This is a genomic window from Gordonia namibiensis NBRC 108229 (genome assembly GCF_000298235.1).
In the GTDB taxonomy this organism is placed as follows: Bacteria; Actinomycetota; Actinomycetes; order Mycobacteriales; family Mycobacteriaceae; genus Gordonia; species Gordonia namibiensis.
Genome location: NZ_BAHE01000022.1, coordinates 113,921 through 139,715, shown reverse-complemented (window position 1 = coordinate 139,715; position 25,795 = coordinate 113,921). Strand labels below are relative to the sequence as shown.

The window sequence follows — 25,795 nt, the reverse complement described above, 5'->3', positions numbered from 1 at the left end:
GCGGCCGGACTATCGTCATAGCAATCACACAACTTCAACGCGCGCGGTGTAGTCGTCGCGCACCGTTGGGCCGACGCCCAGTGAACCGCCCCGAACCGGGCGCAGCCCCGGTGACAGTGATCAAGGAGTGACATGTCCGGACGTTCGAACATCACCGCGTCGCGCGCGCTCGCCGCGCTGGCTTCCGCGGGCCTGATCGGGCTGGCCCTGGCCGGTTGCAGCCCCGACCAGAACCCCACGGATGTCCCCGGCACGACGCCGCCGGTGGTCTCCGACAAGCCGCTGCCCCCGGGCGCTGCCGACGACGTCGACGGTGAGCCCAGCGGTCAGATCGCGGTCGCCGAGATCAAGGACACCTCCGGCGATGTCGTCGGCGAGGCCACCTTCTCGGCCGAGTCCCAGAGCGACGGTCCGGTCACGGTCAGCGTGCGCGTCACCGACGGCGACCTCCCCGCCGGTTTCCACGGCATGCACATTCACGAGAACGGCACCTGCGACGCCGGTTCCGGTGGCGCACAGGCCTTCACCTCGGCGGGCGGACACCTGCAGGTCGACGGCAACACCAGCCACCCGTCGAGCGGTGACCTGGTCTCGATCAACATCCTCGAGGACCACACCGGTCGTACGGTCACCACCACCGACGCGGTGAAGCTGGAGCAGATCTTCGGCAAGGCCATCATGATTCACGAGAAGGCCGACAACTTCGGCAACATCCCGGCCGACAAGTACCCGGGCGGACCGAAGGAAGACACCCTGAAGACCGGTGACGCCGGCTCCCGCATCGCCTGCGGCGTCATCGAAGAGAAGAGCTAGGCCCCGCGGTCCGGCAGCGATCGCGGCCGTCCATGTCACCGATCGAGTTCGACGGATCGCCGACCCCCACACTCGGGGTCGAATGGGAATTCGCGCTGACCGACAAGGTCACCGGCGATCTGTCGAACTCGGCGGCAGCGCTCTTCGCCTCGGTCGAGGAGCATCACCCTGAACGTCTGGGGAAGATCCACAAGGAGTTGCTCCGCAACACCGTCGAACTGGTGACCGGCGTCTGCCGGACCACCGGAGAGGCCGTCGCGGACCTCACCGACACGCTCGGCGTGGTCCGCGTGCTCACCGAGGAACTCGGCGTCGACCTCTACGGCGCCGGCACCCACCCCTTCGCCGAGTACTCCACGCAGCTGTTGACCGAGGGTCACCGCTACGCCGAGCTCATCGAGCGCACCCAGTGGTGGGGTCGGCAGATGCTCATCTGGGGCGTCCACGTCCACGTCGGGATCAGCCACCGCGACAAGGTGCTCCCGATCCTCGACTCCCTGCTGAACTACTATCCGCACCTGCTGGCGCTGTCCTCGTCGTCGCCGATGTGGGCCGGCCAGGACACCGGCTACGCCAGCAACCGCGCGATGATGTTCCAGCAGCTCCCCACCGCGGGACTGCCCTTCCAGTTCGAGACGTGGGACCAGTTCGAGGCCTTCGTCGCCGACCAGAAGACCACCGGCATCATCGACCAGCTCAACGAGATCCGCTGGGACATCCGCCCGTCACCGCATCTCGGCACCATCGAGGTCCGCGTCTGCGACGGCATGACCAACCTCGGTGAGCTCTCCGCGATCGTCGCGCTGATCCACTGCCTCGTCGTCGATCTCGACCGCCGGTTCTCGGCGGGGGAGACCCTGCCGACGATGGCACCATGGCTGGTCCAGGAGAACAAGTGGCGCGCAGCGCGATACGGCCTCGACGCCATCGTCATCCTCGACGGGCAGTGCCGGGAGGAACTCGTCACCGACGATCTGCACCGGCTCCTCGAACGCCTCCAGCCGATCGCTCGCGACCTCGGATGCGTCGACGAACTCGCCGGCGTGGAGCGCATCATCGCGCAGGGCGCCAGCTACCAGCGGCAACGCGCGGTGTACCGCGACACCCATTCGATGCGTGACGTCGTCGCATCGGTTGTGTCCGAGCTGGACTGACCCTTCGATACGCCCCTCCGCAAGCTTCGGGGCTACTCAGGGAGCAGAGGGTAAGCGCCCTCCGCAAGCTCCGGGGCTACTCAGGGAGCAGAGGGTAAGCGCCCTCGGCAGGCTCCGTGGCTACTCAGGGAGCGGGGGAGGAGCCCTGCGCAAGCTCCGGGGCTACTCAGGGAGCGGGGGGTAAGCGCCCTCGGCAGGCTCCGTGGCTACTCAGGGAGCGGGGGAGAGCCCTGCGCAAGCTCCGGGGCTACTCAGGGAGCGGGGGGGGGGTGAGAGCCCTCCGCAGGCTCCGTGGCTACTCAGGGAGCAGGGTCAATCCCGGTCGGGTGACTCCAGGTCGCGCTCTTCCATGAGGCCGTCGCGGGCGCGCTGCTCCTGGTAGGCGAGGCGACCGATCCGGTGTGCGACCACCGGCGCAGTGATCAGGGCGAAGAGTCCGGCCAGGATGAGCATGCCGCTGTCGACGTTGTCGCCGAGGCGGACCACCGCGCCGATCAGGATGCACAACAGACCGAAGGTCTGCGGCTTGGTTGCGGCGTGCATGCGGCTCAACGTGTCCGGGAACCGCACCAGGCCGATGGCCGCGGTGACGGCCATGAGGCAGCCGGTGAGGATCAGCGTCCCGCTGATGATGTCCACAATCATTTCTGCACCGTCATGTCTGGTCATCCCGCACTCGGAATCGGGCGATCGCCACCGATCCCACGAAGCTCAGCAGCGACAGCGCGACGATGGCCGGCACGACCGTCGAATCGAGGCTGTAGGCCGCCCACACACCGAGACCGCACATGCACAGCGCGATGAGGACGTCGAGCGAGACCAGACGGTCCAGCGTCGACGGTCCGCGCAGGATGGCGACCATCGTCAGGATGGCGGCGACGAGAAGCATCGTCGCCGCGATCGTCCACACGACGCTCATGATTCACCTCGTTCCGGGCGGGAGGTCTCCGTCGTCGCGGCCGGGATGTCCGCCGACTGCGCGCCGGTGACCGGTTGGATGGGCCGCACGTGATGGAAGTCCTCGTCGATGCCGTGGTACGGGCTGGGATGCCATTCGCTGTCGCGCTCGAAGGCCTTGATGAACATGCGCTCGACGTAGGCGACCTGGTCGTAGAACGCGCGCACCTTCTTCTCCGACCGGACGTCGAAGACGTGGACGTACAGCATGCGACGGCGGTGGTCGATCTCGAGCACCATCGTGCCGGGCACGAGGTTCAGGTAGTCGACGGCCAGGGTGAGGACCATGTCGGACTTGATCGCGACCCGCACGCGCACGACGGCCCCGAGCGGCGGCCGGCCGGGGCGGATGGCCATCCAGCCGATCTGCAGGCTCGAGACGAAGAAGTCGACGACGAGCCGGACGACGAGCTGGGCCACCGAGAGCGGGTGGATACGACCCTCGACGGGGACACGCGGTAGCGGCAGCACAGTGAGCACGGCAACCGCGAGGACCACTCCGCCGATGATGTTGGCCCAGGAGACGGTGCCCCACAACAACACCCAGACAAAGGTCAGCCAGGCGATGGTCCACAGCCGGACGCCGACCTCACGGCTGTCGCTGCCGAGCCACTTCGGCAGGCGTGTGTGATTGCGCAACCACACCAGCGCACTGACGAAATGCCAGAAGATGAACAGCAGTGACACCCGCCAGGTGTTGATCACCAGCGACAAGACGGGTCCCTTGGTGGACACCACCGGCGCGCGTCGTTTCGGTGCCGTGGTCCGAGCACTCTGTTCGGGCTTCCCGGTGGGCTGTTCTCCGGAAGTCATCGTGATTCACCTCCGCCCAATACGGCCTCGACATACACGCCGCGGTGGACGACGTCGGTCGCGGCGCTGTCGGTGAAGTCGAAGATCGGTCCGGCCCACACGGTGAGCACCAGACCCGCGAGGACCATCGCGAACGTGGGGAGAACCATCATCGCCGGCATGCGGCCGACGTCCTCGCGTTCGGAGAAGGCGCCGTCGTCGCGTTCGTCGATCAGTGCGGACGGTCCCTGGTCGGCGAGCTCGCCCTCGGGGGCGTCGGCACGCGGCCGCCAGAAACCCTTCGTCCAGATGCGGGCCACCACGTACAAAGTGAGGAGGCTGGTGACGACCGAGCCGGCCACCAGAATCCAGGCGAGCACCGATCCGTTCTGGGCGCCGGCCTCGAGGAGCGCGACCTTGCCGATGAACCCGGAGAACGGTGGGATGCCGCCCAGGTTGAGCGCCGGGACGAGGAACAGGATGGCGAGGACGGGGCTGGCGATGAGGCCGCCGAGACGGCGCAGCGACGCCGATCCCGCCTGGCGTTCGATGAGTCCCACCACGAGGAACAACGTGGTCTGGACGAGGATGTGGTGGGCGACGTAGTAGATCGCCGCCGACATCCCCAGTTCCGACGACAGGGCGACGCCGAAGACCATGTAGCCGATGTGGCTGACGAGGGTGAACGACAGCAGACGTTTGATGTCGGACTGGGCGATCGCACCGAAGATGCCCACGATCATCGTCAGCAGACCCGCGACCATCAGCACCGTGTCCATCGACCCGCCAGGGAACAACAGGGTGTGGGCGCGGACGATCGCGTACACGCCGACCTTGGTGAGCAGGCCCGCGAACACGGCGGTGACCGGGGCCGGTGCGGTCGGGTACGAGTCGGGCAGCCACGTCGACAGCGGGAAGACCGCGGCCTTGATGCCGAATGCCACGAGCAGCACGGCGTAGAGCGCGTTGCGGGTGCCGCTGGAGACGTCGTCGAGCCGGACCGCCATCTCCGCGAGGTTCAGCGTGCCCGTGGTCGCATAGGCGAAGGCGATGCCGGCCAAGAAGATGAGCGACGACACCATCGACACCATCACGTACGACGCACCGGCTCGGACGCGTTCCTCGCTGGCGCCGAGCGTGAGCAGCACGAAGCTCGCGGTGAGGAGCACCTCGAAGGAGACGTAGAGGTTGAACAGGTCGCCGGCGAGGAAGGCGTTGCAGACACCCGCGGTCAGGATGAGGTAGGTCGGCAGGAAGATCGATGTCGGCTGCTGGGCTGTGCCGTCGCGGATACCCTGACCGATCGCGTACACGATGACGCAGAGCAGCACGATCGTCGAGACGACCAGCATCAGGGCGGCGAGCTGGTCGACGACCAGCGTGATACCGAGTGGACCGTTCGGGAAGCCCTTGTCACCCCAACCGCCGATGGCGACCGCGAAGGTGCCGTGTCGGTCGGTCAGGAAGAGCAGCAGACACGACGCGATGAAGGCCACGGAGATCGCGGCGATGGCGACCACGCGCTGGAACCGCGGGCTGCGGCCGAGCAGCAGCGACAGCGCAGCGGCGCCGAGGGGGACCAGCGTCGGCAGCGTGATCAGGACGGGAATCCAGGACGGCTGCGGAATCATCGGTCACCCCCTTCGGAATCGTGTTCGGCGTCGTCGGTGTCGACCTGCTCCCCGGAGCTCCCGATGACCTTCGGGTCGTCGGACTCGTCTTCGGGGATCTTGTCGCCCACGAGGTCGGGGTCGTCCTCGAGGTCGTCGGACCCGATCTCGTCGATGACGTCGGAGTCGGTCGGCATGATGTCGGTCTCGTGCAGTGCCGCGTGCCGTTCGGCGACCTCCTCGGGGGAGAGGGGGTTGCCCGAGTCGTCGAAGTAGTCGCCGCTCGCGGTGTCGGACAGGGTGACCGGGTCGTCGCTGCGGTCGCGGTCGGGGGCCGTGTCGAGGGTGCCGGTCTTGATCTTGACGTCCTCGACGTCGTCCTCGAGGTCGTCGTCGTCGCGGTTGATCACGAACAGCCGGTAGACCAGGGCGAGCACGAAGGCCGCGACGCCCATGGTGATGACGATCGCGGTCAGGACCATTCCCTGGGCGAGCGGGTCGGCGTCGGCGGCACGGTTCTCCGACGATCGGCCCAGGATCGGCGGGTTACCCATCCCGCCGGACACCACGATGATCAACAGGTTGAGCGAGTTGCCGGCCAGGAGCAGACCGAACAGCATCCGGACCAGGCTGCGTTCCATCAGCAGGTACACGCCGCAGGCGGCCATGATCCCGACGACGAGGAGGAGCGGGAGGTTGGTGCTCATCGGGCCACCTCTTCCTCTCCGGTCGGAACGTTCTCGGCGGTCGGTTCGTCGGATTCGGCCGGGATCGCTGTCGGGTCGTCCTGGATGCGGGCGGGTGTGCGTGCCATCGTCGTCTCGACGTCGAGGCGGGCGCCGAGGCTGCGCAGCACGTCGAGCACCAGGCCGATCACGATGAGGTAGATGCCGAGGTCGAAGAACAGCGCGGTGACCAGCTTGATCTCGCCGAGGACCGGGACGGTGATCTCGAAGACCGCCGACGAGAGCGCGGGTGCCCCGAAGAACATCGAGGTGACGGCAGTGGCCGCGGAGATAGCCAGACCCGCACCGAGGATGCGGCCCGGTTCGATGGGCAGGGCCTCACCCAGTTCGTAGCGGCCGCCCGCCAGGTAGCGCAGCACCAGGGCGAGACCCATGGTCAGACCGCCTGCGAAGCCGCCGCCGGGCGAGTTGTGGCCGGCGTAGAAGAAGTAGACCGAGAGGATCACCATCGTCGGGAACAGCAGTCGGGTGGTGGCCTCGAGGACCATCGACCGATGCCGTGGATCGCGCAGACCCGAGCCGAGCAGCCAGGTCGTGCGGTCCGGTGGGATCTGATCCTCGTCGTCATCCGGGTCGCTGCCGCTGATACCCGCCTGCAGGCGGGCCGCGTCGGCGACGCGTGGAGCAGCGCCGAAGCGTCGGTTGCGGAACACCATCGAGGCGACGCCGGTCGCGGCGGCGATCAGCACCGACACCTCGCCGAGCGTGTCCCAGGCGCGGATGTCGACCAGCAGGACGTTCACCGCGTTGGCGCCGTGGCCGTACTTGTAGGCGGCCTCGGGGAGGTCGACGTGCAGCGGTTCGGTCGAGCGTGCAGAGGCCGCGTACAGGCCGATCACGACGAGCATGGCGCCGAAGGCGAGACCGATGAGCGCGCGCAGGGGCTTGAAGCCGGTGGCGTGCCGCTTCTCGGGTTCGGCCGGCAGTTTGCGCAGGACGAGCACGAAGATGACCAGCGTCAGCGTCTCCACCAGGAACTGGGTGAGCGCGAGGTCGGGGGCACCGTAGAGGGCGAAGAGCATGCCGCAGCCGTAACCGGTGATGCCGACGAGCAGCGTCGCGGCGAGGCGGTTGCGCAGGACGACCGCCGCGATCGCCGCGGCGATCATGATGCCGCCGATAACCAACTGGGGCGCGGTGGCGGCGTAGTCGATCTGCAGTTGGTCGCGGGCGCCGACGAACAGCACGATCGTCGGCAACAGGATCGCCGTGCAGAGGATGATGCCCTGGGTGACCGGCAGCGAGCCGCGCTGGGTGTTGCGCGTGAGCAGCAGCGAGATGGTGTCGGCCGACCGCAGCGCGGCGTCGTAGATGCGGTCGGCGTTGAGCACCGGCCGGAAGCCGAAGACGCGGTCGCGGATCCTGCGGATGCCGAGGAAGGCGATGACGCCGCCGACGATCACGATGATCGAGAAGATCACCGGGAGTCCGAAACCGTGCCACAGAGCAAGGTGTTCGAGCTCGTGCCCGTAGCTGTTCAGGGTCTCGGCGTAGGGCTCGAAGAGGCCGCCGATCGGCCCGCTGACGAATCCGGCGATTACACCGGCGACCGCGAGGACGACCGGGGAGATGTAGAAGGCCCAGGCGGGGGCGTGCATCTTCGCCACGGCCGGGCTGGGGGTGTTGCGGACCTTGCGTCCGAACGCACCCCACAGGAAGCGGAGCGTGTATGCGCAGGTGAGGATCGATCCGACCAGCAGGACGATGTCGACGGTGTGGGCCTGCCAGGAGTCGAGGGCCCCGGTGTCCCAGACCGACGCGAAGGCGGTCTCCTTGCCGATGAACCCGAAGGTGAACGGGATGCCGGCCATGCTGGCGCCGGCGAGCGCCGCGGTGGCGGCGAGCACCGGCAGGCGATGTCCGAGGCGCGCGAGCTTGCGGATGTCGCGGGTACCGGTCGCGTGGTCGATGATGCCGACGACCATGAACAGCGACGCCTTGAACATGGCGTGTGCGACGAGCATGGCGAGACCGGCCATGGCCACGTTCGCGTCGCCGATGCCGACGAGTACGGCCATGAATCCCAGCTGGGACACGGTGCCGAAGGCGAGGATGAGCTTCAGGTCGAGTTCACGCAGTGAACGCCAGCCGCCGAGGACCATCGTCAGCGCACCGAGGCCGACGACGGCGATCTGCCAGCTGGCGGTGGCCGAGAACCCGGGGGCCAGGCGAGCGATCAGGTAGATGCCGGCCTTCACCATCGCCGCGGCATGCAGGTACGCGCTGACCGGGGTGGGGGCGGCCATGGCGCCCGGGAGCCAGAAGTGGAACGGGACGATGGCCGACTTGCTGAGCGCGCCGATGAGCAGCAGGACGATCGCGATGTCGACGTAGACGCCGGTCGGCGGTGCCGAGACGATCTCGGAGAGCAGGTAGGTCCCGGACCGCTCGCCCAGCATGATGATGCCGACGAGCATGGCCAGACCGCCGAACGTGGTGACCAGCAGGGCCTGGGTGGCCGAGCGGCGGGCCGTCGCGCGGACGTTGTAGAAGCCGACGAGCATGAACGACAGGACGGTCGTGAGCTCCCAGAACACGTAGAGCACGAGCATGTTGTCGGCGATGACCAGGCCGAACATGGCGCCGGCGAAGGCGACCATCTCGCCGCCGAACAGTGCGACGCGCGGGCGGGCGTCGTCGAAGTAGTGGGCGCAGTAGCAGAGTACGAGGGCGCCGACGCCGAGGATCAGGACCGACAGGATGGCTGTGAGGGTGTCGAACCGGGTGACGATGTCCATCTGCAGCGACGGAACCCAGCTCACCGTCTCGACGACGGCGTGGTCGGCCTCGGGGGCGGGCCAGTGGGAGATCACCCAGATCAGGGCGCCGAGGGGCGCGAGCGCGAGGATGTAGAAACCTCGGGTGCCGATCCAGTGGATGACTGCGGGCGCAATCAGTGCGCACACTGCCAACGCAGCCAACACAGAAATCAAAAGGGCACTCCGTCTTTCTCCCGGCGGGGTGTCACGGGCGATCACCCGCGGGGACTACTTTACCGTTGCCCGTATGTTCCGGTTCGACTGGCTCTGGCGCCTACTTGTGGTACTCGCATCGATCGTCATGGTCGGAGGCGTCCTGGCGGGGTGCGGCGACGAGGAACAAGCAGGTCCGGACGGTGTCCCGCTGCCTTCTGACTTCCCGGTCACACAGGTGCCGCTGATCGACGGTCACGTGCTCTCCGCCAGTGGTACCCGGGCCGACGGCTGGGAGGTCACCGTCCAGGGACCGGCGAACGCCGGTAACCAGCTCGAGGCGGCGACGAAGAAGCTGACCGACGCCGGCTTCGTCGAATCACATCGTTCGACCGAGGGCGGACAGTCCGTTGCCGTGCTGTCCGCGGCCAAGGGCGGATCGACCTACTGGGTCCAGATCGGGGCCTCGCCACAGGCTGCCGGTGGCGGCGCGTCGGTGTTCTATCTGGTCAACGCCGAGTAGGTGCTTGCGTCGAGGCCTGACCGCAGGGCCTGTGGGGACTCTCAGTCCAACCGACGCTCGGCATAGGCCCGGAGGTTCTCCACCTGGTCGGGGTCGAGCGACGGGCGGACCCGGCTCCTTGCCTCGGCGACGTCGTCGGCGGTGACTGCCGCGGCGTTGATGTCGCGACGCATCGCCGACAGTGCGGCTTCGCGGAGCAACGCCGAACAGTCGGCGGCGGAGTAACCCTCGAGGTCGGCGGCGAGCTCGTCGAGGTCGATGTCGGCGAGGGGGACGTCGCGGCCGCTGGTCCGCAAGATGTCCCCGCGGGCAGCGGCGTCCGGCGGCGGCACGAAGACCAAGCGCTCGAGGCGTCCGGGCCGCAGCAGTGCCGGGTCGATGAGGTCGGGCCGGTTGGTCGCGCCGAGTACGACGACGTCCTGCAGTGGTTCGACGCCGTCGAGTTCGGTGAGCAGCGAGGCGACCACACGGTCGGCCACCCCGGAGTCGGTGGACTGCCCACGACGCGGCGCGAGCGCGTCGACCTCGTCGAGGAAGATCAGCGACGGCGCCGACTCGCGGGCGCGGGCGAACAGGTCGCGGACCGCCTTCTCCGACGAGCCGACCCACTTGTCCATCAGCTCGGCACCTTTGACGGTGTGCACCGACAGCTGCCCGGACGCGGCGAGCGCGCGGACGACGAAGGTCTTGCCACATCCGGGAGGACCGAAGAGCAGCACACCGCGCGGCGGGTCGACGCCGAGCCGGGCGAAGGTGTCGGGATGCTGCAGCGGCCACAGCACCGCCTCGGTCAGGGCCTGCTTGGTCTCGACCATGTCGCCGACGTCGGCGAGGGTGATCGAACCGAGTGCCACCTCGGGAGAATCCGACCGGGACACGGGCCGGATGACGTCGAGCGCGCCGACGAGATCCTCGGTGCGGAGGGCCGGTTCGGACTTGCCGGCACTCGCGCGGGTCGCGGCACGCAGGGCAGCCTCACGGGTGAGTGCGGCGAGGTCGCCGGCGACGAAACCGGGGGTGCGGGCGGCAACCGAGTCGAGGTCGAGGTCGCCCTCGGTGGGCACGGTCGACAGGATCGCCGACAACAGTCGTGCGCGTGTCGCGGCGTCGGGCAGGCCGATGATCAGTTCGCGGTCGCACAGCGACGGGTCGCGCAGGCGCGAGTCGAGGCGAACGGGTTCGGCGGTGGTCGCGACGAGCGCGATCCGGCCGTCGGAGATGCCCGAGCGCAGCTCGTCGAGGATGAGGGTGGCGACCGGTTCCGGTTCGGACGGCAGCAGGGCGTCGATGTCGGTGATGAGCAGGACCCCACCGGTCGCCCGGGCGCGGGCCACCGCGTCGGCGACCGTGCGCAGGCGGGTGTTGGGTTCGGTGGCGCCGGTCGTCGGGCCGTCGACGGTGACGAGGGTGCGCTTGGCGCAGACCGATCGGACCAGCGTCGCCTTGCCGCCGCCCGCGGGCCCGGTCACCAGGACGCCGAGGCGCGGTGCGGCGCCCAGGGTTCGCAGGACATCGGGCTCGTCGAGCGTGATCGCCAGCCATTCGGTGAGCTTGGTGATCTGCGAGTCGACGCCGACCAGTTCCGACACCGGCCGGACCGGGACGTCGGGTTCCTCGACCGGGACCACCCCGACGGGCGTTGCGGTCGTCGTCGGTGACGGTGAACCGACCGGCGCGTCCGGCACGATGCCGAGGGCGCCCGGGATACGCGGGGAGCCGGCGCGGTCGCCGAGTGGGGGCACCTCGCCGGCGGTCGTCGACCACAACACGGCGGTGTTGGTCTGGACGCTGACGGGCGAGCCCGGATCGGTGCCGGTGACGGTGAGCAGCTCGGTGGTCCAGGTGATGCCCACCGAGCGGGCGAGGGCGCGCGTCGCCTCGGTCGCGGCGAGTTCGGGTCCGAGGTCACGGGGCAGCAGCGACACCGCGTCGCCGACCGAGAGCACCTTGCCCAGCAGCGCGCGTCGGAGCGTGGACTCGGTGATCGACTGCGTGGCCAGCACCGAACCGTTCACGACGACCCGGCTCGCGCCGTGCACGACGACCGGCGCGAGGACGACCGAGGCGTTCTCCTTGACCCCGGCGTTGGAGAAGAGGATCTCGTCGAGCAGCGCGACCCCGGTCGGCGCCGACGATTCGGTCGCCGCGACCACCGCGGCGGTCACACGGGCGCCGGTGATCGACACGGCGTCCCATTCGCGCAGGGAGAGCGCGGTCAGCACCTCGGGGTGGACCCGGATGATGCCTCGGCGTGCCTCGGCGGCGGAGGTGTTGAGCCGCGCGGTCAGCGTCAGGGACACCTGTGAGCTCATTCGGTCTCGCTTTCGGTCTGATCGGCAACCGGCTCGGAGGACTGCGTGGCGACCGGCGCGCCGGTGGGTCGGTTGAGGCCCAACCTGCGCTGCGACTTCAACACCGGGCGTCGTCGGCGGCCACCCGGCGCGGCCTTCGACGCCTTGCGCTGTGCACGCCGTTCGGAGGGCTTCTCGTTCCAGTACTCCGGTCGGGAGGCCACCCAGCGCCGCGACCGCCAGGCGAACGGGATGTGAATCGCGTAGGCGAGGATGCCGATCATCATCAGCACGTACGGGTAGGTGAGCAGGAGGGCGGCACAGACCGCGACGAGGACCAAGAGGCCGGCGATCGCGCGGGACGGGATCGACGCGGTCTTGAAGGACGCGGTCGGGACGCGGCTGACCGCGAGGAAGGCAACCAGGACGAGCCAGCCGCCGACGGCCGGCAGCGAGGTCCACCAGCCGTCGCCGAACTGCTGGGCCAGGCCGATCGGAAGCAGCGCACAGATCGCGGCCGCGGGCGCGGGGATGCCCACGAAGAAGTCCCGCGTGTACGCGGGCGCCTCGTCGTCGTCGAGCAGGGTGTTGAACCTCGCCAGCCGCAGCACGATCGCACAGCAATAGATGAGCGCGAGTGCCCAGCCGAGATCCTGGCCGTCAAGCAGGAAGAAATAGACGATCATCGCCGGTACGACGCCGAAGTTGATGGCGTCGGCGAGGGAGTCGATCTCGGCACCGATCCGACTCGTCGCACCCATGAGGCGGGCGACCCGTCCGTCGATCCCGTCGAGAAAAGCCGCGGCCACCAACAGACCCATGGCGGCGTCGATGTCGCCGGTGGTCGCCGACCGCATCGCCGTCAGTCCCGCGCAGATCGCGAGGATCGTCAGCGACGACGGGATGATGATGCGGCCGGCCTGAGCCTGCTTCCGGAGGCGACGCCGCTCGGGTTCGCGCGGTTCCGCTGGTGTCGGGGCGTGGGCCTGCGCCTGGCGTCGCGCCGACCGTGCGGTGGGGTTCTTGGAGGGCCGGCGGATTCCGGTGCCACCGACCCGGCGCCCGGCGGGGCCGTCGGATGAGTTCGCAGCTTGGGGGTTCACGGGCCGGATCAGAGGTCGAGGTGGGCGAAGGGGGTCTCGCCGCCGACGGCGCGCTGACCCACCGAGACGCGGGGCGTGGTGCCCTTGGGGAAGTAGACGTCGACCCGGGAACCGAAGCGGATCAACCCGTAGGTGTCGGCGAGCCGCAGGGTGTCGCCGACCTTCGCGTCGCAGACGATACGGCGCGCGATGAGTCCCGCGATCTGCACGACTGCGAGGTCGGGTCCGGCGTCGCCGCCGGTCTTCGTCGTACGGATGGTCATGGTGGTGCGCTCGTTGTCACGGCTGGCCTCGGGCAGGTCCGCAGACAGGAACGCGCCCGGAGTGTGCTTGACCGCGGTGACCGTTCCGGCGATGGGCACACGCTGTACATGGACGTCGAAGATCGACAGGAAGGTCGAGACGCGGGGCAGCGGATCGGTGCCCAGACCGGCTTCGGCCGGTGGGACGGCCTCGTCGACGAGTGCGATCGTGCCGTCGGCAGGTGCGACGACCACGCCCGGCTCGGTCGGCGGGACACGACTCGGGTGCCGGAAGAACGCAGCACATGCGCCTGCAGTCAGAGCCGCGGGTCGCGCGATCCAGCGGTGGCGGCGTCCGAGGAGTGCGACCGCCGCGGGGGCGGCGACGAACGGGATACCGGCCGGATGGATCGGCGGGACGGTCTCACGGGCCAGGTCGAGGAAATGGGCGACACGACCGACGTTGCCCTCGTCCGGACGCGGACGTCTGGCCACGATCTACCTCCTGTTGTGCCCGATGCGGGCCGCTCGATGAATGTGGCGCACCACGGGTCGGGTACGACTCCGGTCCAGCTTAGAGCTCAGCGCAGGACGAGCACGTCGACTGCGGATCCGACGGCCAGACCGTCGACCTCGGTGGGCACGTCGATCAGTGCATCGGCTTCGGCGAGGAAGCGGAGGTGATGGGAGCCGGGCGGGCCGATCGGGTCGACGACGCCCGATCCGTCTTCGTCGGTCCGGAGGACTCCACGGAGGAACTGCCGCTTGCCCTGCGGTGACCGGATGTCGGCACCCAGTCGGGCGGTCACCCGACGTCGCTGTGGCGGCAACCCCATCGCGGCACGGAGTGCCGGCCGGATGAAGACCTCGAAGGACACCAGGGCACTGACCGGGTTGCCCGGGAGTGTGATGATCGGCACGGTGGGCCCGGGCGTTCCGTCGGGCCGGTCGGATGCGGTGTGGTGACCGCACCCCTGCGGCATGCCGGGTTGCATCGCGACCTTCACGAACTCCACCGAACCGGTGGCCGACAGCGCGTCCTTCACGACCTCGAAGGCGCCCGCGCTGACACCCCCGGAGGTGATGATCAGGTCGGCCTCGCCGGCGACCTGATCGAGCCGTGCGAGGAAGTCGCCGGTGTTGTCCGGCACGAAGTGCACGTGCCGGCCGATCGCCCCGGCCTCGATGGCGGCGGCGGTGAGCATCGCCCCATTCGACTCGTAGATCTGCCCGTGCCGCAACGGTTTTCCGGGTTCGACGAGTTCCGAGCCGGTGGACAGCACAACAACGTGCAGTGGGCGGGCGACGGTGATCTCGGCGATCCCGAGCGCGGCGAGCAGCCCGACCTGCGGTGCTCCGATGACAGTGCCGGCAGGTAGTGCACGCTCGCCCCGCGCGATGTCGGAACCCGCACGTCGGAGGTGTTTTCCGGATTCGACCGGTGCCGTGAAGGTGACCGTCTCCGCGGCCGCCACCGGGCCGACGACCGCGTCGGTCAGTTCCACCGGGACGATGGCGTCGGCGCCGGCCGGCGACGGGGCGCCGGTCATGATGCGGTGCGCGGTTCCGGGTGTCAGTGCGAGGGCGTCGGTGCGCCCGGCCGGGATGTCCGCGGCGACGGGCAGCGTGACGGGGGAGTCAGGGGAGGCGCCCGCGAGATCGTCGGCGAGGACGGCGAATCCGTCCATGGCCGAGTTGTCGAAACCGGGCAACGACAGCGGCGCGTCGACGTCGTCGAACGTCGCCCTGCCCAGCGCCTCCGACAGGGACAACCGGACGGGAACGGGTGGGCCGAACAAGGCGGAGACGACGGCCTGATGCTCTGCGACGGTACGCATGCGCTCAGGATGCCAGGTGAGTCGACGCGTCCGGTCGGGGTACCCGGTTCGAGGGATGCCTGCACTGCGTCGCCGGGGACCGCAGACTACATTCGTGCGCATGGCATTGGGTCTGCTTCTCGACATCGACGGGGTGATGGTCACCTCGTGGAAGGCTCTGCCCGGCGCAGTGGAGGCCGTCTCCCGACTCGCCGACCGCAAGATCCCGCGGATGTTCCTCACCAACACCACCTCGCGCTCGCGCAACGAGATCGCGGAGTTGTTGAACGACTGCGGGTTCTTCGTCGATGCCGACGAGATCCTGACGGCCGCGAAGCTGACCGCCGAATACGTCGGGACCACCTTCCCGGGTAAGCGGGTGTGGGTTCTCAACCAGGGCCCGATCGCCGAGGACATGACCGGCGTCGAGCTGACCGACGACCCGGCGGACGCCGAGGTCGTGGTGCTCGGTGGGGCAGGCCCCGTGTTCACCCACGATGCGTTGTCGAAGGTCCTCGAGATGCTGCTCGACGGAGTGCCCGTGATCGCCATGCACCGGTCGATGACGTGGTCGACGGCCGACGGGCTGTCGATCGACACCGGGGTCTACCTCGAAGGGCTCGAGAAGGCGTCGGGCAAGAAGATCAAGGCGATCGGCAAACCGTCGCCGCTCGGATTCCGTGCCGCCACCGACATGCTGGGACTCGAGCCCACCCAGGTGGTGATGGTCGGCGACGACATGCACAACGACGTCCTGGGTGCGCAGGCGTCGGCGCTGATCGGTGTGCTGGTGCGCACCGGCAAGTTCCGCGAGGAGGCGCTCGATGCGCTCGCGCGTGACGAGTTCGGGCCCTACCCGGACCACGTCATCGACTCGGTGGCCGACCTCCCCGAGCTGATCGACAAGATCAGCGGAACCTGACGGGCGTCACCGGTTCTCAGACGCGGTCGAGCTGGCTCTCCGCGGCGCGCTTGATCTTGCCGAGGGTCTCGGCCATCCCCAGTTTGAGTTCGGCCTCGAAGGAATCGGCACCGCCGAACAGCTTGTCGACGAGCAGCGACGACACCTTGGTGGTGGAGCCGTTCACCTCGCGGCGCTCGGTCACGGTCACGCCCGACCCGTTCGGGGTGATGGCGTAGCTCCAGACGGTGTGGTTCTCGGCCACGCGGAAGGCGATCTCCTGGTTGGGCGTGAAGCGCACGACCTTGGAGGTGGTGGGCCACACCAGCGGGCCACGGCGGTTGATGTTGATGGTCTTGGTCCCCAGGCCGACGGTGCCCCCGCGGATGATCATCTTCTTGCACTGCGGGCTCCACTCGCCCATGCGCTGGAGATCGGAGATCACCGACCACACCTGCTCGGCGGATGCGTCGATGTCGATGGACTCTTCGATGAGTGATGCGGTCATGGTCGCCAACACTATGGGCTTGTTGGCGCACCGTCAATAGGTTGTTGGCGGACCGTCAATAAGGCTGGGTCGCGCCTCCGAAACGGGCTCAGACCAGCAGTGTCATACCGATGACGGCACCGATGCCGACGAAGACCGCGGCGGTGATCCAGCCGGCGGGATGCTCGTCGTTCTCCAGCAGCAGCGTGCCGAGCTTGCCCGGGGTCAGCCAGTCGATGAGCACGAACGACCACATCATCACCGCGATCGTCAGGACCACATATGCGACGGTGTAGAGCAGCGCCCGCCACAGCTCGAGGAGTTCGGTGTCGATGACCGAGCAGACCAGCACGATCGACAGGCCGATGACCATCGAGGTGGTGAGGATGACGGCGTTGCGGTTGTGGTCGATCCACACCAGCTGCCGCAGCCGGCCCGGGGTCACCAGGTCGAGCGCCACGAAGCCGACGACGAGCAGGGCGATCCCGACCAGGCTGAACGACGCCCCAGCGGCCAGATTGTCACGCAGCAATTCCATCCGAGTCCCTCTCTCCTCACCGACGTTCGCAGATGAACACTATCGGTGGGCAGGGCAACGGGGTGGGAGGCGAAGCTCATCCCTTGCTCCCTGAGGTGCGAGCGAAGCGAGCCACGAAGGGCTGGTGACGATTTCTCACCAGGCCTTCGTGGCTCGTCGCTATCGCTCCTCGCACCTCAGGCAGCGGGGGGCGGCTGGCTATGTCAGCCGACGCTGAGCATGTCGTAGGACGCGAGGTTCTTCGACAGCTTGGTGACGTGGGCGTCCGCGTCGCCGAGGGTGTGGCTGATCGCGGTCAGGCGGCTGACGTAGTGCGCGATCGGGTACTCGGCGGTCATGCCGATACCGCCGTGCATCTGGATGGCCTCCTGGCCGATCAGGCGTGCCGAACGCACGGTCTGCAGCTTCACGCGCGAGGCGATGGCCGCGTCGGCGATACCGTCCGAGAGCGCGACCGTCGCGTACAGCACCATGCTGCGGGCGAGCTCGAGCTGGACGTACATGTCCGCGGCGCGGTGGGTGAGCGACTGGAAGGTGGCCAGCGGAACGCCGAACTGCTTGCGCGACTTCAAGTATTCGACGGTCAGCTCGAGGCTGCGCTCCATGGCGCCGAGGGCCTCGGCGCACAGTGCGGTCTGGATGCCGATCTCCGCGTTGGCGATGAGCTCGGTTGCGTCGCCGCTGCCGAGGCGGGTGGCCTTGGCGTCGTTGAACGTGAACTCGGCGCCGCGTCGACGATCGTGGGTGCGGTACGCGGTGCGGGTGACACCCTCGGCGTCGGCGTCGATGAGGAACAGACCCACCTCGTCGCCCACGCGTGCCGAGACGATCAGCTTGTGTGCGGAATCGCCGTGTCCGACAAGCGTCTTGGTGCCGTTGAGCACGCCCTCGGCGGTGGCGGTGGTGGCCACCGCGGCCAGCGGCCAGCGGTCGCCGGGCTCGTTGTGGGCGAAGGCCATCAGCAGCTCACCGGAGGCGAGACCGCCGCGCAGCTCGGCGCGGGTCGCGTCGTCGGCGGCGTCGAGCAGCGAGCCGGGGACCAGCACCGAGTCCAGGTACGGCTCGGGGGCGAGTGCGCGACCGAGTTCGGTCATCACGCTGGTGAACTCGACCGGTCCGGCGTCCATGCCGCCCTCGGACTCGGGGAAGGTCAGGCCGAGGATGCCGATCTCCGCGAGTGACTTCCACACCTTCTCGCTGTAGCCGAGATCGGTGTCGGTCACCTTGCGGAGGGTCTCCACGTCGTAGGTCTTGGTGAGGACCTCGCGCACGGTGTCGCGCAACATCCCCTGTTCTTCGGAAAGCTCGAAATCCATTGTCGTCCTTGGTCTGTGAAGTCGAAGTGAGGTCGGAGGGGCCGGCGGTCAGAGACCGAGGACCGCCTTGTCGATGATCTGGCGCTGGACCTCGGAGGAACCGCCGTAGATCGAGACCTTGCGGTAGTTGAGGTACTCGGGTGTGGCCAGCTGGGCCCACTCGGGTGCGTCGACCTGGGCGCTGCCGTTCGGCGCGTCGGCGGCGACCTCGGCGACCGGGAGCGAGTCCGGGCCGGCGATGTCGGAGAGGAGCTCCTTGGCGGCCTGCTGCAGCTGGCTGCCCTTCAGCTTCAGCAGCGACGAGGCGGGGTTCGGCTTGCCGTCGGCCGACGACGCGGCCACGCGCAACTGGGTGACCTCGAGGGCGAGCAGTTCGTTCTCGATCTCGGCGAGGCGCGTGGCGAACAGCGGGTCGTCGAGGAGGGTCCCGTGGGCGGTCTTGGTCTGTGCGGCAAGACGCTTCGCGCGGGCGAGGTTGGTCTTGGTGTAGCCGACGCGGGCGATGCCGCTGCGCTCGTTGCCCAGCAGGAACTTGGCCTGGGTCCAGCCGCTGTTCTCCTCGCCGACCATGTTCTCGGCGGGCACCTTGACGTCGTTGAAGAAGACCTCGTTGACCTCGTAGCTACCGTCGATCAGCTGGATCGGGCGCAGTTCGATGCCCGGGGTGTCCATCGGGATCAGGAACATGCTGATGCCGGCCTGCTTCTTGACGTCCGGGTTGGTGCGGGCGAGCAGGAAGATCCAGTCGGCGTACTGGCCCAGCGTGGTCCAGGTCTTCTGACCGTTGATGACGTAGTGGTCGCCGTCGCGGACCGCGCGGGTCTTGAGGGATGCGAGGTCGGAGCCGGCCTCGGGCTCGGAGAAGCCCTGGCACCACCAGATGTCGAGGTTGGCGGTCTTCGGCAGGAAGCGTTCCTTCATCTCCTGCGAGCCGAACTGGGCGATGACCGGGCCGATCATGCCGGCGTTGAACGGCAGCGGGTCGGGGACGAACGCCAGGCTCATCTCCTCGCGGTAGATGTGGAACTGGATCGGGGTCCAGTCCTTGCCGCCCCACTCGACCGGCCAGTTCGGGGTGTGCACGCCGTGCTCGTTGAGGATGCGCGCCGAGGTGATGATGTCGTCGGGGTAGTTGAGCTTCCCCTCTTCGTTCCGCTTGCGGAGGTCCTCGGGGACCTTCGCGAAGATGCTGCGCAGTTCCTCGCGGAACGCCTCTTCCTCCGGACTGAACTTCAGGTGCATGGGTTCTTCTCTACTCCTGTCGGGGGTTGCCGGGTGTTCGGCGACACCAATCACGGACCGTCTACCTGGGAGAACCCTGAGAGACCGGCCGCTGACTAAGCGCTTGCTTAGTGATATCTTGCACTATGCCGCGCATCAGAGGCGGTGTCAATCGGCTGGAACAGGCGCGAGGTCGCCGAGTGAACGAGGGGGTGGACGTGGTCTCGTCAACGGAACCGACGACCCGTGCGCAACCGGTCGCTGCCCGACAGCGGTTGTTGCTCGCCGCGGTCGAGGCGTTCGCAGCGAAGGGCTTCAACGCCACGACGACCCGTGACATCGCCAACGGCGCGCAGATGAGTTCGGCCGCGGTCTACGTGCACTTCCGGTCCAAGGAGGAGCTGCTCTTCGAGCTCTCCGACGCCGGGCATCGACGCATCCTGGCCATGATCGACGAGGTCGACGATCCGACGGCCCCGCCCGGAGAACGACTCGAGACGGTCATCGGCGCCTTCACCGAGCACCATGCGCGCGAACACGTGCGCGGCCGCGTCGTGAACTACGAACTCGCATCGCTCGCCCCCGAACACCTCGAGCCGGTCATGGAACTGCGTCGGGAGATCACTCGGCGAGTGCGTGCCATCGTCGACGCCGGGATCGAGAACGGCGACTTCGACGTGTCCGATTCCCAGGCCACCACCAACGCGATGCTGTCGATGGGCATCGACCTCGCACGCTGGTACCGCGCCGAGAACTCACTCCCGCCCGAGAAGATGGGCGAGTTCTATGCGCAGCTGGCCACCCGGATGGTGGGGCTGCGGGACCGGGGCTGATCTCGGCGTCCGTTCAGGACTCGCCGACCGCCACCGGCTCCGTCGCGTCTTCCGGTTCAGGAGTTGCCGACTCGGTCCTGGCGGCGGCGCGCCGCATGACGACCGCCAGCCCCGCCCCGAACAGTGCGACGGCGAGGACGTAGCCGACGTATCCGATGACCGTCGCGCGTAGCCCGATGTGGGACACGACGATTCCCGCGATCACGGCCGGCATGCTGAACGCGAGGTAGCTGGCGACGAACACCGAGGAGTAGACCTGTCCGCGCTGGGCGGGAGGTGTCGCGGCGGTGATGTTGTCCATGGCGCTGAGGAAGGTCGCCGCCCAGCCGGAGCCGGCCACGAGCGAGCCGAGGATGTAGAGCGGCAGGATCTCGGTCAGGACGCCGGACAGCGAGATCAGGACGCCGATGGCGAGGGTCGGGTAACCGTAGGCCTGTTTGAACGTCGCCGGTCGTCCGGTGATGAACAGCGAGGTGATCGTCGCGCTGGCGAAGAAGGTGAAGAGGATGAGCCCGGCCTCACCGTGGTTGGTGACCCCGAAGACCCGTGCGACGACCGAGGAGCCGAGCGACAGATACAGCCCGCCGAGTGACCAGGTGGCCACCAGGGTGGGTACCGCGGCGAAGAACACCGGGCGGACCTCGCGGGGCACCCGAACCTGGGGTGCGAGAGTCGTGGCCAGGTGCCGGCGCGAGGTGAAGCCCACGCGTTCGCGGGTCTCCGGGACCACGAGGAGTGCGATCAGCAGCGCCGCGAACAGTCCGAGAATGACCTCGTAGACCAGAATTCGGGGCGCGGGTGCGTACTCGACGAGCAGTCCGGCGACACCGACACCGGTCGCGAGACCGAAGGCCGGGGCGGCGCCGATGATCGTCGAGCCGAGTCGGGCAGTGGGCTGGAGGTCGACGGTCGTCGCGGTGAGCGTGCCCATGGCCGCGCCGGTGGCGAGGCCCTGCAGCGCGCGTGCGGCGAGCAATGTCCCCACGTCCCCGGCGACGACGAAGAGCACCATGCTGACGATCAGCAGGACGAGTGCGACCGCAAGCACCGGGCGACGGCCGATGTGGTCGGAGAGCGACCCCACCGTCAGCAGACTCAACAGCATCGTGACCACGTAGACCGCGAAGACCAGGGTCAGGGTGAGCGACGAGAAACCCCAGAGCTCCTGGTAGACGGGGTACAGCGGCGACGGAGCTGCGGAGGCGAAGAGCACCATCACGTACGTGGCCGCGATCAGCCAGAACGCGCGGTGGGGATGTAGCGGCGCCATGTCGTCTCCTTAACGCAAATGCAGTTGCATTTAGAACGACGATAGCCCCGGATTCCTTCCAAAAGCAATCAGATTTGCAATAATGGCCGCATGGCTATGGGCAGCGCAACACCGCAGGCGGACACCGCGGACGCGACAACGCGCGCGAAGAGGCCCGGCGGTCGGAGCGCTCGCGTCCAGTCGGCGGTGTACGCCGCCGTCGGGCAACTCGTCGGTGCCGGCCAGCGCGACACGATGACGATCCCCGAGGTCGCCGACCTCGCCGGCGTCAACCCGACCAGCATCTACCGCAGGTGGGGCTCGATCGACGCGCTCCTGGGCGAGGTGGCGGTTGCCGCACTGACGCAGGGTGAACCGCTGCCCGACACGGGCGTGCTCCGCGACGACATCGCCGAGTGGGCGCGCGTGATCGCCGCCGACATCGGCCGGCCGAAGCGGCGGGCCTACCTGCGTGCGATGGTCGCGGCGCGCGACGACGTCGTCGAGGTGTGCCCGTGCTGGGAGATCCGCCGCGAGCAGGCCGAGGAGATGATCGCGCGGGCGCGCGAGCGCGGCGAGGCGACGCCGTCGGTGCGGCAGCTCCTCGACCATGTGATCGCACCCCTCTACCACCACGCGGTCTTCGGTCTCGCGGTCGACGACGCCTACGTCGCGGAGCTGGTCGACGATGTCGCCGCGATGCTGGGAGCGGCCCCGGGGTCCGCCGGAGGGCGATAGGGTCCGGGCATGAAGAAGGTTCACGCGTTCACAGACGACGCACTCGGTGATCTCGACGCCGTCGGCATCGCCGACGCCATCGCCGCCCGGGAGATCTCGGCCGCCGAGGCTGTCGAAGCGGCTCTCGCCCGGATCGACGCAGTTAATCCCCAGCTGAACGCGGTCGCCTTCGACGACCGCGAGCGTGCCCGCAAGCGCGCCGTCGACAACGACTTCCCGTCCGGATCGTTCGTCGGCGTGCCGTCGATCATCAAGAACAACACCGACTTCGCGGGCCTGCCCACCTGCCACGGGTCGGCTGCGGTCGCGCCGAACCCGGCCTCGGCGAACGAGGCCTTCACCAACCAGTTCCTGGCGACCGGCGTGAACCTCGTCGGGGCGTCGAACATGCCGGCTTTCGGGCTGACCGCGACGACCGAGTACGTCGACCGGGAGCCGACCCGCAACCCGTGGGACACCGACTACTCCGCCGGTGGCTCCTCCGGTGGTTCGGCCGCCCTCGTGGCGGCGGGCGCGCTGCCGATCGCGCATGCCAACGACGGTGGCGGATCGATCCGGATCCCCGCTGCCGCATGCGGTCTCGTGGGACTCAAACCGAGCCGGGGTCGAACCGCGCCGGCGAAGCAGACCGAGGATGCGCCGATCGACCTGGTGTGCAACGGGATCGTGAGCCGGTCGGTGCGGGACACCGCTCGCTTCCTCGACGACTCGCAGGGCTTCCGTCCCGGTCCCGGCCTGCCGCCGGTCGGTCTGGTGGAAGGGCCGGGGGAGAGGCGGCTGCGGATCGCGCTGATCACCGAACCGATAACCGGCCAGCTGCTCGACCGCGACACCCAGCGGTGCGTCACCGAGGTCGCCGAGCTCGTCGAATCTCTCGGTCACCGAACGGAGATGGTGCCGCTACCGGTCGACCGCGCCTACATCCGGCAGTTCATCGACTACTGGTCGCTGCTGGCCTTCGCGCTGGACCGTACCGGTAAGCGGTTGCACGACAAGGGCTTCGATCGTAAGCAGATCGACCCGTTGACCCGCGGTCTGTCGCGCAACGCCCTGCGGCACCTCTACCGCATGCCGTCGTCGATCCGCGGTCTCCGACGCTCCACCGCCGCGTTCCGGTCGCTCCACGAGCAGTTCGACGTGATCCTGTCGCCGACGCTCGCACACCTGCCGCCGGAGATCGGTTACCTCGACCCGGGCATCGACTTCGGTGAGGCGATGGACCGTCTCACGCGCTACGTCGCGTTCACGCCCGCGAACAACACGTCGGGCACCCCGGCGATCAGTCTGCCGCTGGGACAGGCGAAGTCGGGACTGCCCGTGGGTATCCAGTTCTCCGCCGACCTCGGTGACGAGCGGACCCTGCTGGAACTCGCGTTCGAACTCGAGGCGGCCCGGCCGTTCGCGCGGATCCAGGACGCCTGAGCGCTGGAACTCAGTCGCTCCGGACTGCCCTCCGCAAACCCACCACGAATGGCCAGGTCCACCACCTTTCGAGGTGGTGGACCTGGCCATAAGGGGTGGGTTTGCTGCGAAGGCTAGTGCTGCACGGCCTTCTCCGCACCGATGCCGGTGAGGGAGCGAACCTCCATCTCCGCGTTGCGTTCCGGGGTTCCGGCGTCGCTCGGCGAGGTCAGGGTGCCGATGATGCCGAGGACGAAGGCCAGCGGGATCGAGACGATGCCCGGGTTGGCCAGCGGGAACCAGGCGAAGTCGGCGCCGGGGATCATCGCGGTCGACGAGCCGGAGACGGCCGGCGAGAAGACGATCAGCAGGATCGTGGAGATCAGGCCGCCGTACATGCTCCACAGGGCGCCGCGGGTGTTGAAGCGCTTCCAGTAGAGCGAGTACACGATCGTCGGCAGGTTCGCCGCCGCGGCGATGGCGAAGGCCAGGGCCACCAGGAATGCGATGTTCTGACCGTTGGCCAGGATGCCGAGCACGATGCCGAGGACACCGAGCACGACGACGGTGTACCGCGAGACGCGGACCTGGTCGTCCTCACTCACCTTGTTGCGCTTGATGACCGACGCGTAGATGTCGTGGGCGAACGAGGCCGACGCGGTGATCGCCAGGCCGGCGACGACAGCGAGAATCGTGGCGAAAGCGACCGCGGAGATGATGCCGAGGAGTACCACACCGCCGAGTTCGAAGGCCAGTAGCGGTGCCGCGGCGTTCTGTCCGCCGGCGGCGGCGAGGATCTTGTCCGGTCCGACCAGAGCGGCCGCGCCGTAACCCAGGATGAGGGTGAACAGGTAGAAGGCGCCGATGAGCGCGATCGCCCAGACCACCGACTTACGAGCCTCTTTCGCGGTCGGCACGGTGTAGAAGCGCATCAGCACGTGCGGCAGGCCCGCGGTGCCGAGGACCAGGGCGATGGCCAGCGAGAGGAAGTTGATCTTGGACTCGAGCGAACCGCCGTACTGGGCGCCGGGTGCGAGAACGTCACGCGAGGCGACCTTTTCGCTGCCGGAGCTGCTGATGGCGTCCTGTGCGGCACCGAGGATCGACGACAGGTTCATGCCGAACTTGGCGAGGACGATGAAGGTCATGATCGCCGCGCCGCTGATGAGCAGCACCGCCTTGATGATCTGCACCCAGGTGGTGCCCTTCATGCCGCCGATGAGGACGTAGACGATCATCAGCGCGCCGACGACCGCGATCACGATCGACTGGCCGAGACGGCCCTCGATGTCGAGCAGGAGGGCGACGAGGCCACCGGCACCGGCCATCTGGGCGAGGAGGTAGAACAGCGAGACCGCAAGGGTCGAGATGGCCGCCGCGAGACGGACCGGCCGCTGCTTCAGGCGGAAGCTGAGGACGTCGGCCATCGTGAACTTGCCGGTGTTGCGCAGCAATTCGGCGACGAGCAGCAATGCGACGAGCCACGCGACGAGGAAGCCGATGGAGTAGAGGAAGCCGTCGTAGCCGTAGACCGCGATGGCGCCGGCGATGCCGAGGAAGCTGGCTGCCGACAGGTAGTCGCCGGCGATGGCGATGCCGTTCTGCGGGCCGGAGAAGCCACGGCCTCCGGTGAAGAAGTCCGCGGCCGAATTGTTGTTCTTGCTGGCCCGGATGACGATGTACATCGTGATCGCCACGAATGCGGCGAAGATCGCGATGTTGGCGACCGGGCTGCCGACGGTGGCGGCGAGCGTGGTGGTGTGGACGGAGGTGTTCACAGCGACGGGCCGCCTTCCATCTCGTTGCGGATGGCCTCGGCACGCGGGTCGAGTTCGCGGTTCGCGAAGCGTACGTACAGGCCGGTGATGACGAATGTGGTCACGAACTGGAGCAGTCCGAGGATCAGGCCGAGGTTGATGTTGCCCCACACCTGGATTGCCATGAAGTCATGCGCGAAGGCGCCGAGCAGCACGTAGATCGCGTACCAGATCAGGAAGAACGCGGTCATCGGGAAGATGAACTTGCGCAGGCGCGCCTTCAGCTCCTGGAACTGAGGGCTGTTCTGCATCTCGATGAACTGTTCGCCCGACGGCGCATGCGGTGGTGCCGCTGCTGGTTGGTCGATGTTCGACACGCTGTCCTCCAAGTCGA

The 25,795-nt window shown here is 68.2% G+C and carries 24 protein-coding genes; 7 read left to right on the top strand and 17 right to left on the bottom strand.

The genetic code is table 11. The features are described from left to right. Positions 1-132 precede the first annotated feature (132 nt). Both GONAM_RS13600 and GONAM_RS13595 read left to right on the top strand, forming a co-directional pair. The gene (locus GONAM_RS13600; RefSeq protein WP_006867331.1) at positions 133-813 is read left to right on the top strand and encodes a superoxide dismutase family protein; all 681 of its coding nucleotides are present in this window, start codon (positions 133-135) and stop codon (positions 811-813) included. A gap of 32 nt (positions 814-845) precedes the next feature. Continuing rightward, positions 846-1,967, top strand: a complete 1,122-nt coding sequence (locus GONAM_RS13595; RefSeq protein WP_006867330.1) for a glutamate--cysteine ligase — start codon at positions 846-848, stop codon at positions 1,965-1,967. A 312-nt stretch (positions 1,968-2,279) separates the two neighbouring features. Here the strand turns inward: GONAM_RS13595 and mnhG are convergent, their stop codons facing one another. From mnhG to GONAM_RS13565, 6 genes are read right to left on the bottom strand one after another with little or no spacing between them, the layout of a single operon-like run. Further along, positions 2,280-2,612 (bottom strand): monovalent cation/H(+) antiporter subunit G, encoded by a 333-nt coding sequence (mnhG, locus tag GONAM_RS13590; RefSeq protein WP_006867329.1) that lies wholly within the window; start codon positions 2,610-2,612, stop codon positions 2,280-2,282. Between the two features lie 10 nt (positions 2,613-2,622). Beyond that, entirely contained in the window at positions 2,623-2,886 is a 264-nt protein-coding gene (locus GONAM_RS13585) for a monovalent cation/H+ antiporter complex subunit F (RefSeq protein ID WP_006867328.1), read from the bottom strand. Beyond that, positions 2,883-3,737, bottom strand: a complete 855-nt coding sequence (locus tag GONAM_RS13580) for a Na+/H+ antiporter subunit E (RefSeq protein WP_006867327.1) — start codon at positions 3,735-3,737, stop codon at positions 2,883-2,885. Before GONAM_RS13580 ends, GONAM_RS13585 begins: the two co-directional genes overlap by 4 nt. Then, positions 3,734-5,347 carry a Na+/H+ antiporter subunit D gene (locus GONAM_RS13575; RefSeq protein WP_006867326.1) on the bottom strand — a complete coding sequence of 538 codons (1,614 nt, stop codon included), beginning with the start codon at positions 5,345-5,347 and terminating at the stop codon, positions 3,734-3,736. The genes GONAM_RS13580 and GONAM_RS13575 overlap by 4 nt, the downstream gene beginning before the upstream one ends. After that, the gene (locus tag GONAM_RS13570) at positions 5,344-6,033 is read right to left on the bottom strand and encodes a Na(+)/H(+) antiporter subunit C (RefSeq protein WP_006867325.1); all 690 of its coding nucleotides are present in this window, start codon (positions 6,031-6,033) and stop codon (positions 5,344-5,346) included. Before GONAM_RS13570 ends, GONAM_RS13575 begins: the two co-directional genes overlap by 4 nt. Further along, the gene (locus GONAM_RS13565; protein ID WP_006867324.1) at positions 6,030-9,005 is read right to left on the bottom strand and encodes a Na+/H+ antiporter subunit A; all 2,976 of its coding nucleotides are present in this window, start codon (positions 9,003-9,005) and stop codon (positions 6,030-6,032) included. The genes GONAM_RS13570 and GONAM_RS13565 overlap by 4 nt, the downstream gene beginning before the upstream one ends. Positions 9,006-9,078: 73 nt before the next feature. On the opposite strand from GONAM_RS13565, the gene GONAM_RS13560 reads away from it, so the two are divergent. Next, on the top strand, positions 9,079-9,507 hold the full coding sequence (locus GONAM_RS13560; RefSeq protein WP_006867323.1) for a hypothetical protein: 429 nt from the start codon (positions 9,079-9,081) through the stop codon (positions 9,505-9,507). 41 nt (positions 9,508-9,548) lie between these two features. Here GONAM_RS13560 and GONAM_RS13555 read toward each other — a convergent pair whose 3' ends face one another. The 4 genes from GONAM_RS13555 to moeA all read right to left on the bottom strand — a co-directional run bounded on the left by GONAM_RS13555 (position 9,549) and on the right by moeA (position 14,981). Beyond that, the gene (locus GONAM_RS13555; protein ID WP_006867322.1) at positions 9,549-11,819 is read right to left on the bottom strand and encodes an AAA family ATPase; all 2,271 of its coding nucleotides are present in this window, start codon (positions 11,817-11,819) and stop codon (positions 9,549-9,551) included. Beyond that, a complete protein-coding gene (locus GONAM_RS13550) occupies positions 11,816-12,901 on the bottom strand; it encodes a CDP-alcohol phosphatidyltransferase family protein (protein ID WP_006867321.1) in 1,086 nt (361 codons plus the stop codon). The genes GONAM_RS13555 and GONAM_RS13550 overlap by 4 nt, the downstream gene beginning before the upstream one ends. Before the next feature lie 8 nt (positions 12,902-12,909). Further along, complete coding sequence (locus GONAM_RS13545) at positions 12,910-13,638, bottom strand: phosphatidylserine decarboxylase (protein WP_006867320.1); 729 nt, start codon at positions 13,636-13,638, stop codon at positions 12,910-12,912. A gap of 86 nt (positions 13,639-13,724) precedes the next feature. Beyond that, on the bottom strand, positions 13,725-14,981 hold the full coding sequence (gene moeA, locus GONAM_RS13540; protein WP_006867319.1) for a molybdopterin molybdotransferase MoeA: 1,257 nt from the start codon (positions 14,979-14,981) through the stop codon (positions 13,725-13,727). 100 nt (positions 14,982-15,081) lie between these two features. On the opposite strand from moeA, the gene GONAM_RS13535 reads away from it, so the two are divergent. After that, positions 15,082-15,882 carry an HAD-IIA family hydrolase gene (locus GONAM_RS13535; protein WP_006867318.1) on the top strand — a complete coding sequence of 267 codons (801 nt, stop codon included), beginning with the start codon at positions 15,082-15,084 and terminating at the stop codon, positions 15,880-15,882. A gap of 16 nt (positions 15,883-15,898) precedes the next feature. On the opposite strand, the gene GONAM_RS13530 is transcribed toward GONAM_RS13535, so the two are convergent. The 4 genes from GONAM_RS13530 to GONAM_RS13515 form a co-directional block, all read right to left on the bottom strand. After that, the gene (locus GONAM_RS13530) at positions 15,899-16,369 is read right to left on the bottom strand and encodes an SRPBCC family protein (protein ID WP_040536417.1); all 471 of its coding nucleotides are present in this window, start codon (positions 16,367-16,369) and stop codon (positions 15,899-15,901) included. Between the two features lie 88 nt (positions 16,370-16,457). After that, positions 16,458-16,886 (bottom strand): DUF350 domain-containing protein, encoded by a 429-nt coding sequence (locus tag GONAM_RS13525; protein ID WP_006867316.1) that lies wholly within the window; start codon positions 16,884-16,886, stop codon positions 16,458-16,460. Positions 16,887-17,089: 203 nt separating this feature from the next. Then, positions 17,090-18,202 (bottom strand): acyl-CoA dehydrogenase family protein, encoded by a 1,113-nt coding sequence (locus GONAM_RS13520; protein WP_006867315.1) that lies wholly within the window; start codon positions 18,200-18,202, stop codon positions 17,090-17,092. A gap of 48 nt (positions 18,203-18,250) precedes the next feature. Next, on the bottom strand, positions 18,251-19,444 hold the full coding sequence (locus GONAM_RS13515; RefSeq protein ID WP_006867314.1) for an acyl-CoA dehydrogenase family protein: 1,194 nt from the start codon (positions 19,442-19,444) through the stop codon (positions 18,251-18,253). A 125-nt stretch (positions 19,445-19,569) separates the two neighbouring features. On the opposite strand from GONAM_RS13515, the gene GONAM_RS13510 reads away from it, so the two are divergent. Beyond that, a complete protein-coding gene (locus GONAM_RS13510) occupies positions 19,570-20,256 on the top strand; it encodes a TetR/AcrR family transcriptional regulator (protein ID WP_174310919.1) in 687 nt (228 codons plus the stop codon). A 13-nt stretch (positions 20,257-20,269) separates the two neighbouring features. Here the strand turns inward: GONAM_RS13510 and GONAM_RS13505 are convergent, their stop codons facing one another. Beyond that, positions 20,270-21,526: an MFS transporter gene (locus GONAM_RS13505; RefSeq protein WP_006867312.1), complete on the bottom strand. Its 1,257-nt coding sequence runs from the start codon at positions 21,524-21,526 to the stop codon at positions 20,270-20,272. A 90-nt stretch (positions 21,527-21,616) separates the two neighbouring features. On the opposite strand from GONAM_RS13505, the gene GONAM_RS13500 reads away from it, so the two are divergent. Beyond that, a complete protein-coding gene (locus GONAM_RS13500) occupies positions 21,617-22,243 on the top strand; it encodes a TetR/AcrR family transcriptional regulator (RefSeq protein WP_006867311.1) in 627 nt (208 codons plus the stop codon). Between the two features lie 9 nt (positions 22,244-22,252). Further along, on the top strand, positions 22,253-23,665 hold the full coding sequence (locus GONAM_RS13495; protein ID WP_006867310.1) for an amidase: 1,413 nt from the start codon (positions 22,253-22,255) through the stop codon (positions 23,663-23,665). A 113-nt stretch (positions 23,666-23,778) separates the two neighbouring features. Here GONAM_RS13495 and GONAM_RS13490 read toward each other — a convergent pair whose 3' ends face one another. Together GONAM_RS13490 and GONAM_RS13485 are read right to left on the bottom strand one after the other, a co-directional pair. Continuing rightward, a complete protein-coding gene (locus tag GONAM_RS13490) occupies positions 23,779-25,422 on the bottom strand; it encodes a monocarboxylic acid transporter (RefSeq protein WP_006867309.1) in 1,644 nt (547 codons plus the stop codon). Beyond that, positions 25,419-25,778, bottom strand: a complete 360-nt coding sequence (locus GONAM_RS13485; protein ID WP_006867308.1) for a DUF485 domain-containing protein — start codon at positions 25,776-25,778, stop codon at positions 25,419-25,421. Before GONAM_RS13485 ends, GONAM_RS13490 begins: the two co-directional genes overlap by 4 nt. Positions 25,779-25,795 lie beyond the last annotated feature (17 nt).

What these genes read in the sequence shown, in the direction of transcription:
- GONAM_RS13570 (WP_006867325.1), bottom strand. Translation starts at nt 6,033, where the DNA reads ATGAGCACCAACCTCCCGCTCCTCCTCGTCGTCGGGATCATGGCCGCC.
- GONAM_RS13520 (WP_006867315.1), bottom strand. Translation starts at nt 18,202, where the DNA reads ATGGATTTCGAGCTTTCCGAAGAACAGGGGATGTTGCGCGACACCGTG.
- mnhG (WP_006867329.1), bottom strand. Translation starts at nt 2,612, where the DNA reads ATGATTGTGGACATCATCAGCGGGACGCTGATCCTCACCGGCTGCCTC.
- GONAM_RS13580 (WP_006867327.1), bottom strand. Translation starts at nt 3,737, where the DNA reads ATGACTTCCGGAGAACAGCCCACCGGGAAGCCCGAACAGAGTGCTCGG.
- GONAM_RS13495 (WP_006867310.1), top strand. Translation starts at nt 22,253, where the DNA reads ATGAAGAAGGTTCACGCGTTCACAGACGACGCACTCGGTGATCTCGAC.
- GONAM_RS13535 (WP_006867318.1), top strand. Translation starts at nt 15,082, where the DNA reads ATGGCATTGGGTCTGCTTCTCGACATCGACGGGGTGATGGTCACCTCG.
- moeA (WP_006867319.1), bottom strand. Translation starts at nt 14,981, where the DNA reads ATGCGTACCGTCGCAGAGCATCAGGCCGTCGTCTCCGCCTTGTTCGGC.
- GONAM_RS13595 (WP_006867330.1), top strand. Translation starts at nt 846, where the DNA reads ATGTCACCGATCGAGTTCGACGGATCGCCGACCCCCACACTCGGGGTC.
- GONAM_RS13600 (WP_006867331.1), top strand. Translation starts at nt 133, where the DNA reads ATGTCCGGACGTTCGAACATCACCGCGTCGCGCGCGCTCGCCGCGCTG.
- GONAM_RS13575 (WP_006867326.1), bottom strand. Translation starts at nt 5,347, where the DNA reads ATGATTCCGCAGCCGTCCTGGATTCCCGTCCTGATCACGCTGCCGACG.
- GONAM_RS13500 (WP_006867311.1), top strand. Translation starts at nt 21,617, where the DNA reads ATGGCTATGGGCAGCGCAACACCGCAGGCGGACACCGCGGACGCGACA.
- GONAM_RS13560 (WP_006867323.1), top strand. Translation starts at nt 9,079, where the DNA reads ATGTTCCGGTTCGACTGGCTCTGGCGCCTACTTGTGGTACTCGCATCG.
- GONAM_RS13585 (WP_006867328.1), bottom strand. Translation starts at nt 2,886, where the DNA reads ATGAGCGTCGTGTGGACGATCGCGGCGACGATGCTTCTCGTCGCCGCC.
- GONAM_RS13555 (WP_006867322.1), bottom strand. Translation starts at nt 11,819, where the DNA reads ATGAGCTCACAGGTGTCCCTGACGCTGACCGCGCGGCTCAACACCTCC.
- GONAM_RS13525 (WP_006867316.1), bottom strand. Translation starts at nt 16,886, where the DNA reads ATGGAATTGCTGCGTGACAATCTGGCCGCTGGGGCGTCGTTCAGCCTG.
- GONAM_RS13510 (WP_174310919.1), top strand. Translation starts at nt 19,570, where the DNA reads ATGCCGCGCATCAGAGGCGGTGTCAATCGGCTGGAACAGGCGCGAGGT.
- GONAM_RS13505 (WP_006867312.1), bottom strand. Translation starts at nt 21,526, where the DNA reads ATGGCGCCGCTACATCCCCACCGCGCGTTCTGGCTGATCGCGGCCACG.
- GONAM_RS13515 (WP_006867314.1), bottom strand. Translation starts at nt 19,444, where the DNA reads ATGCACCTGAAGTTCAGTCCGGAGGAAGAGGCGTTCCGCGAGGAACTG.
- GONAM_RS13530 (WP_040536417.1), bottom strand. Translation starts at nt 16,369, where the DNA reads ATGACCGCATCACTCATCGAAGAGTCCATCGACATCGACGCATCCGCC.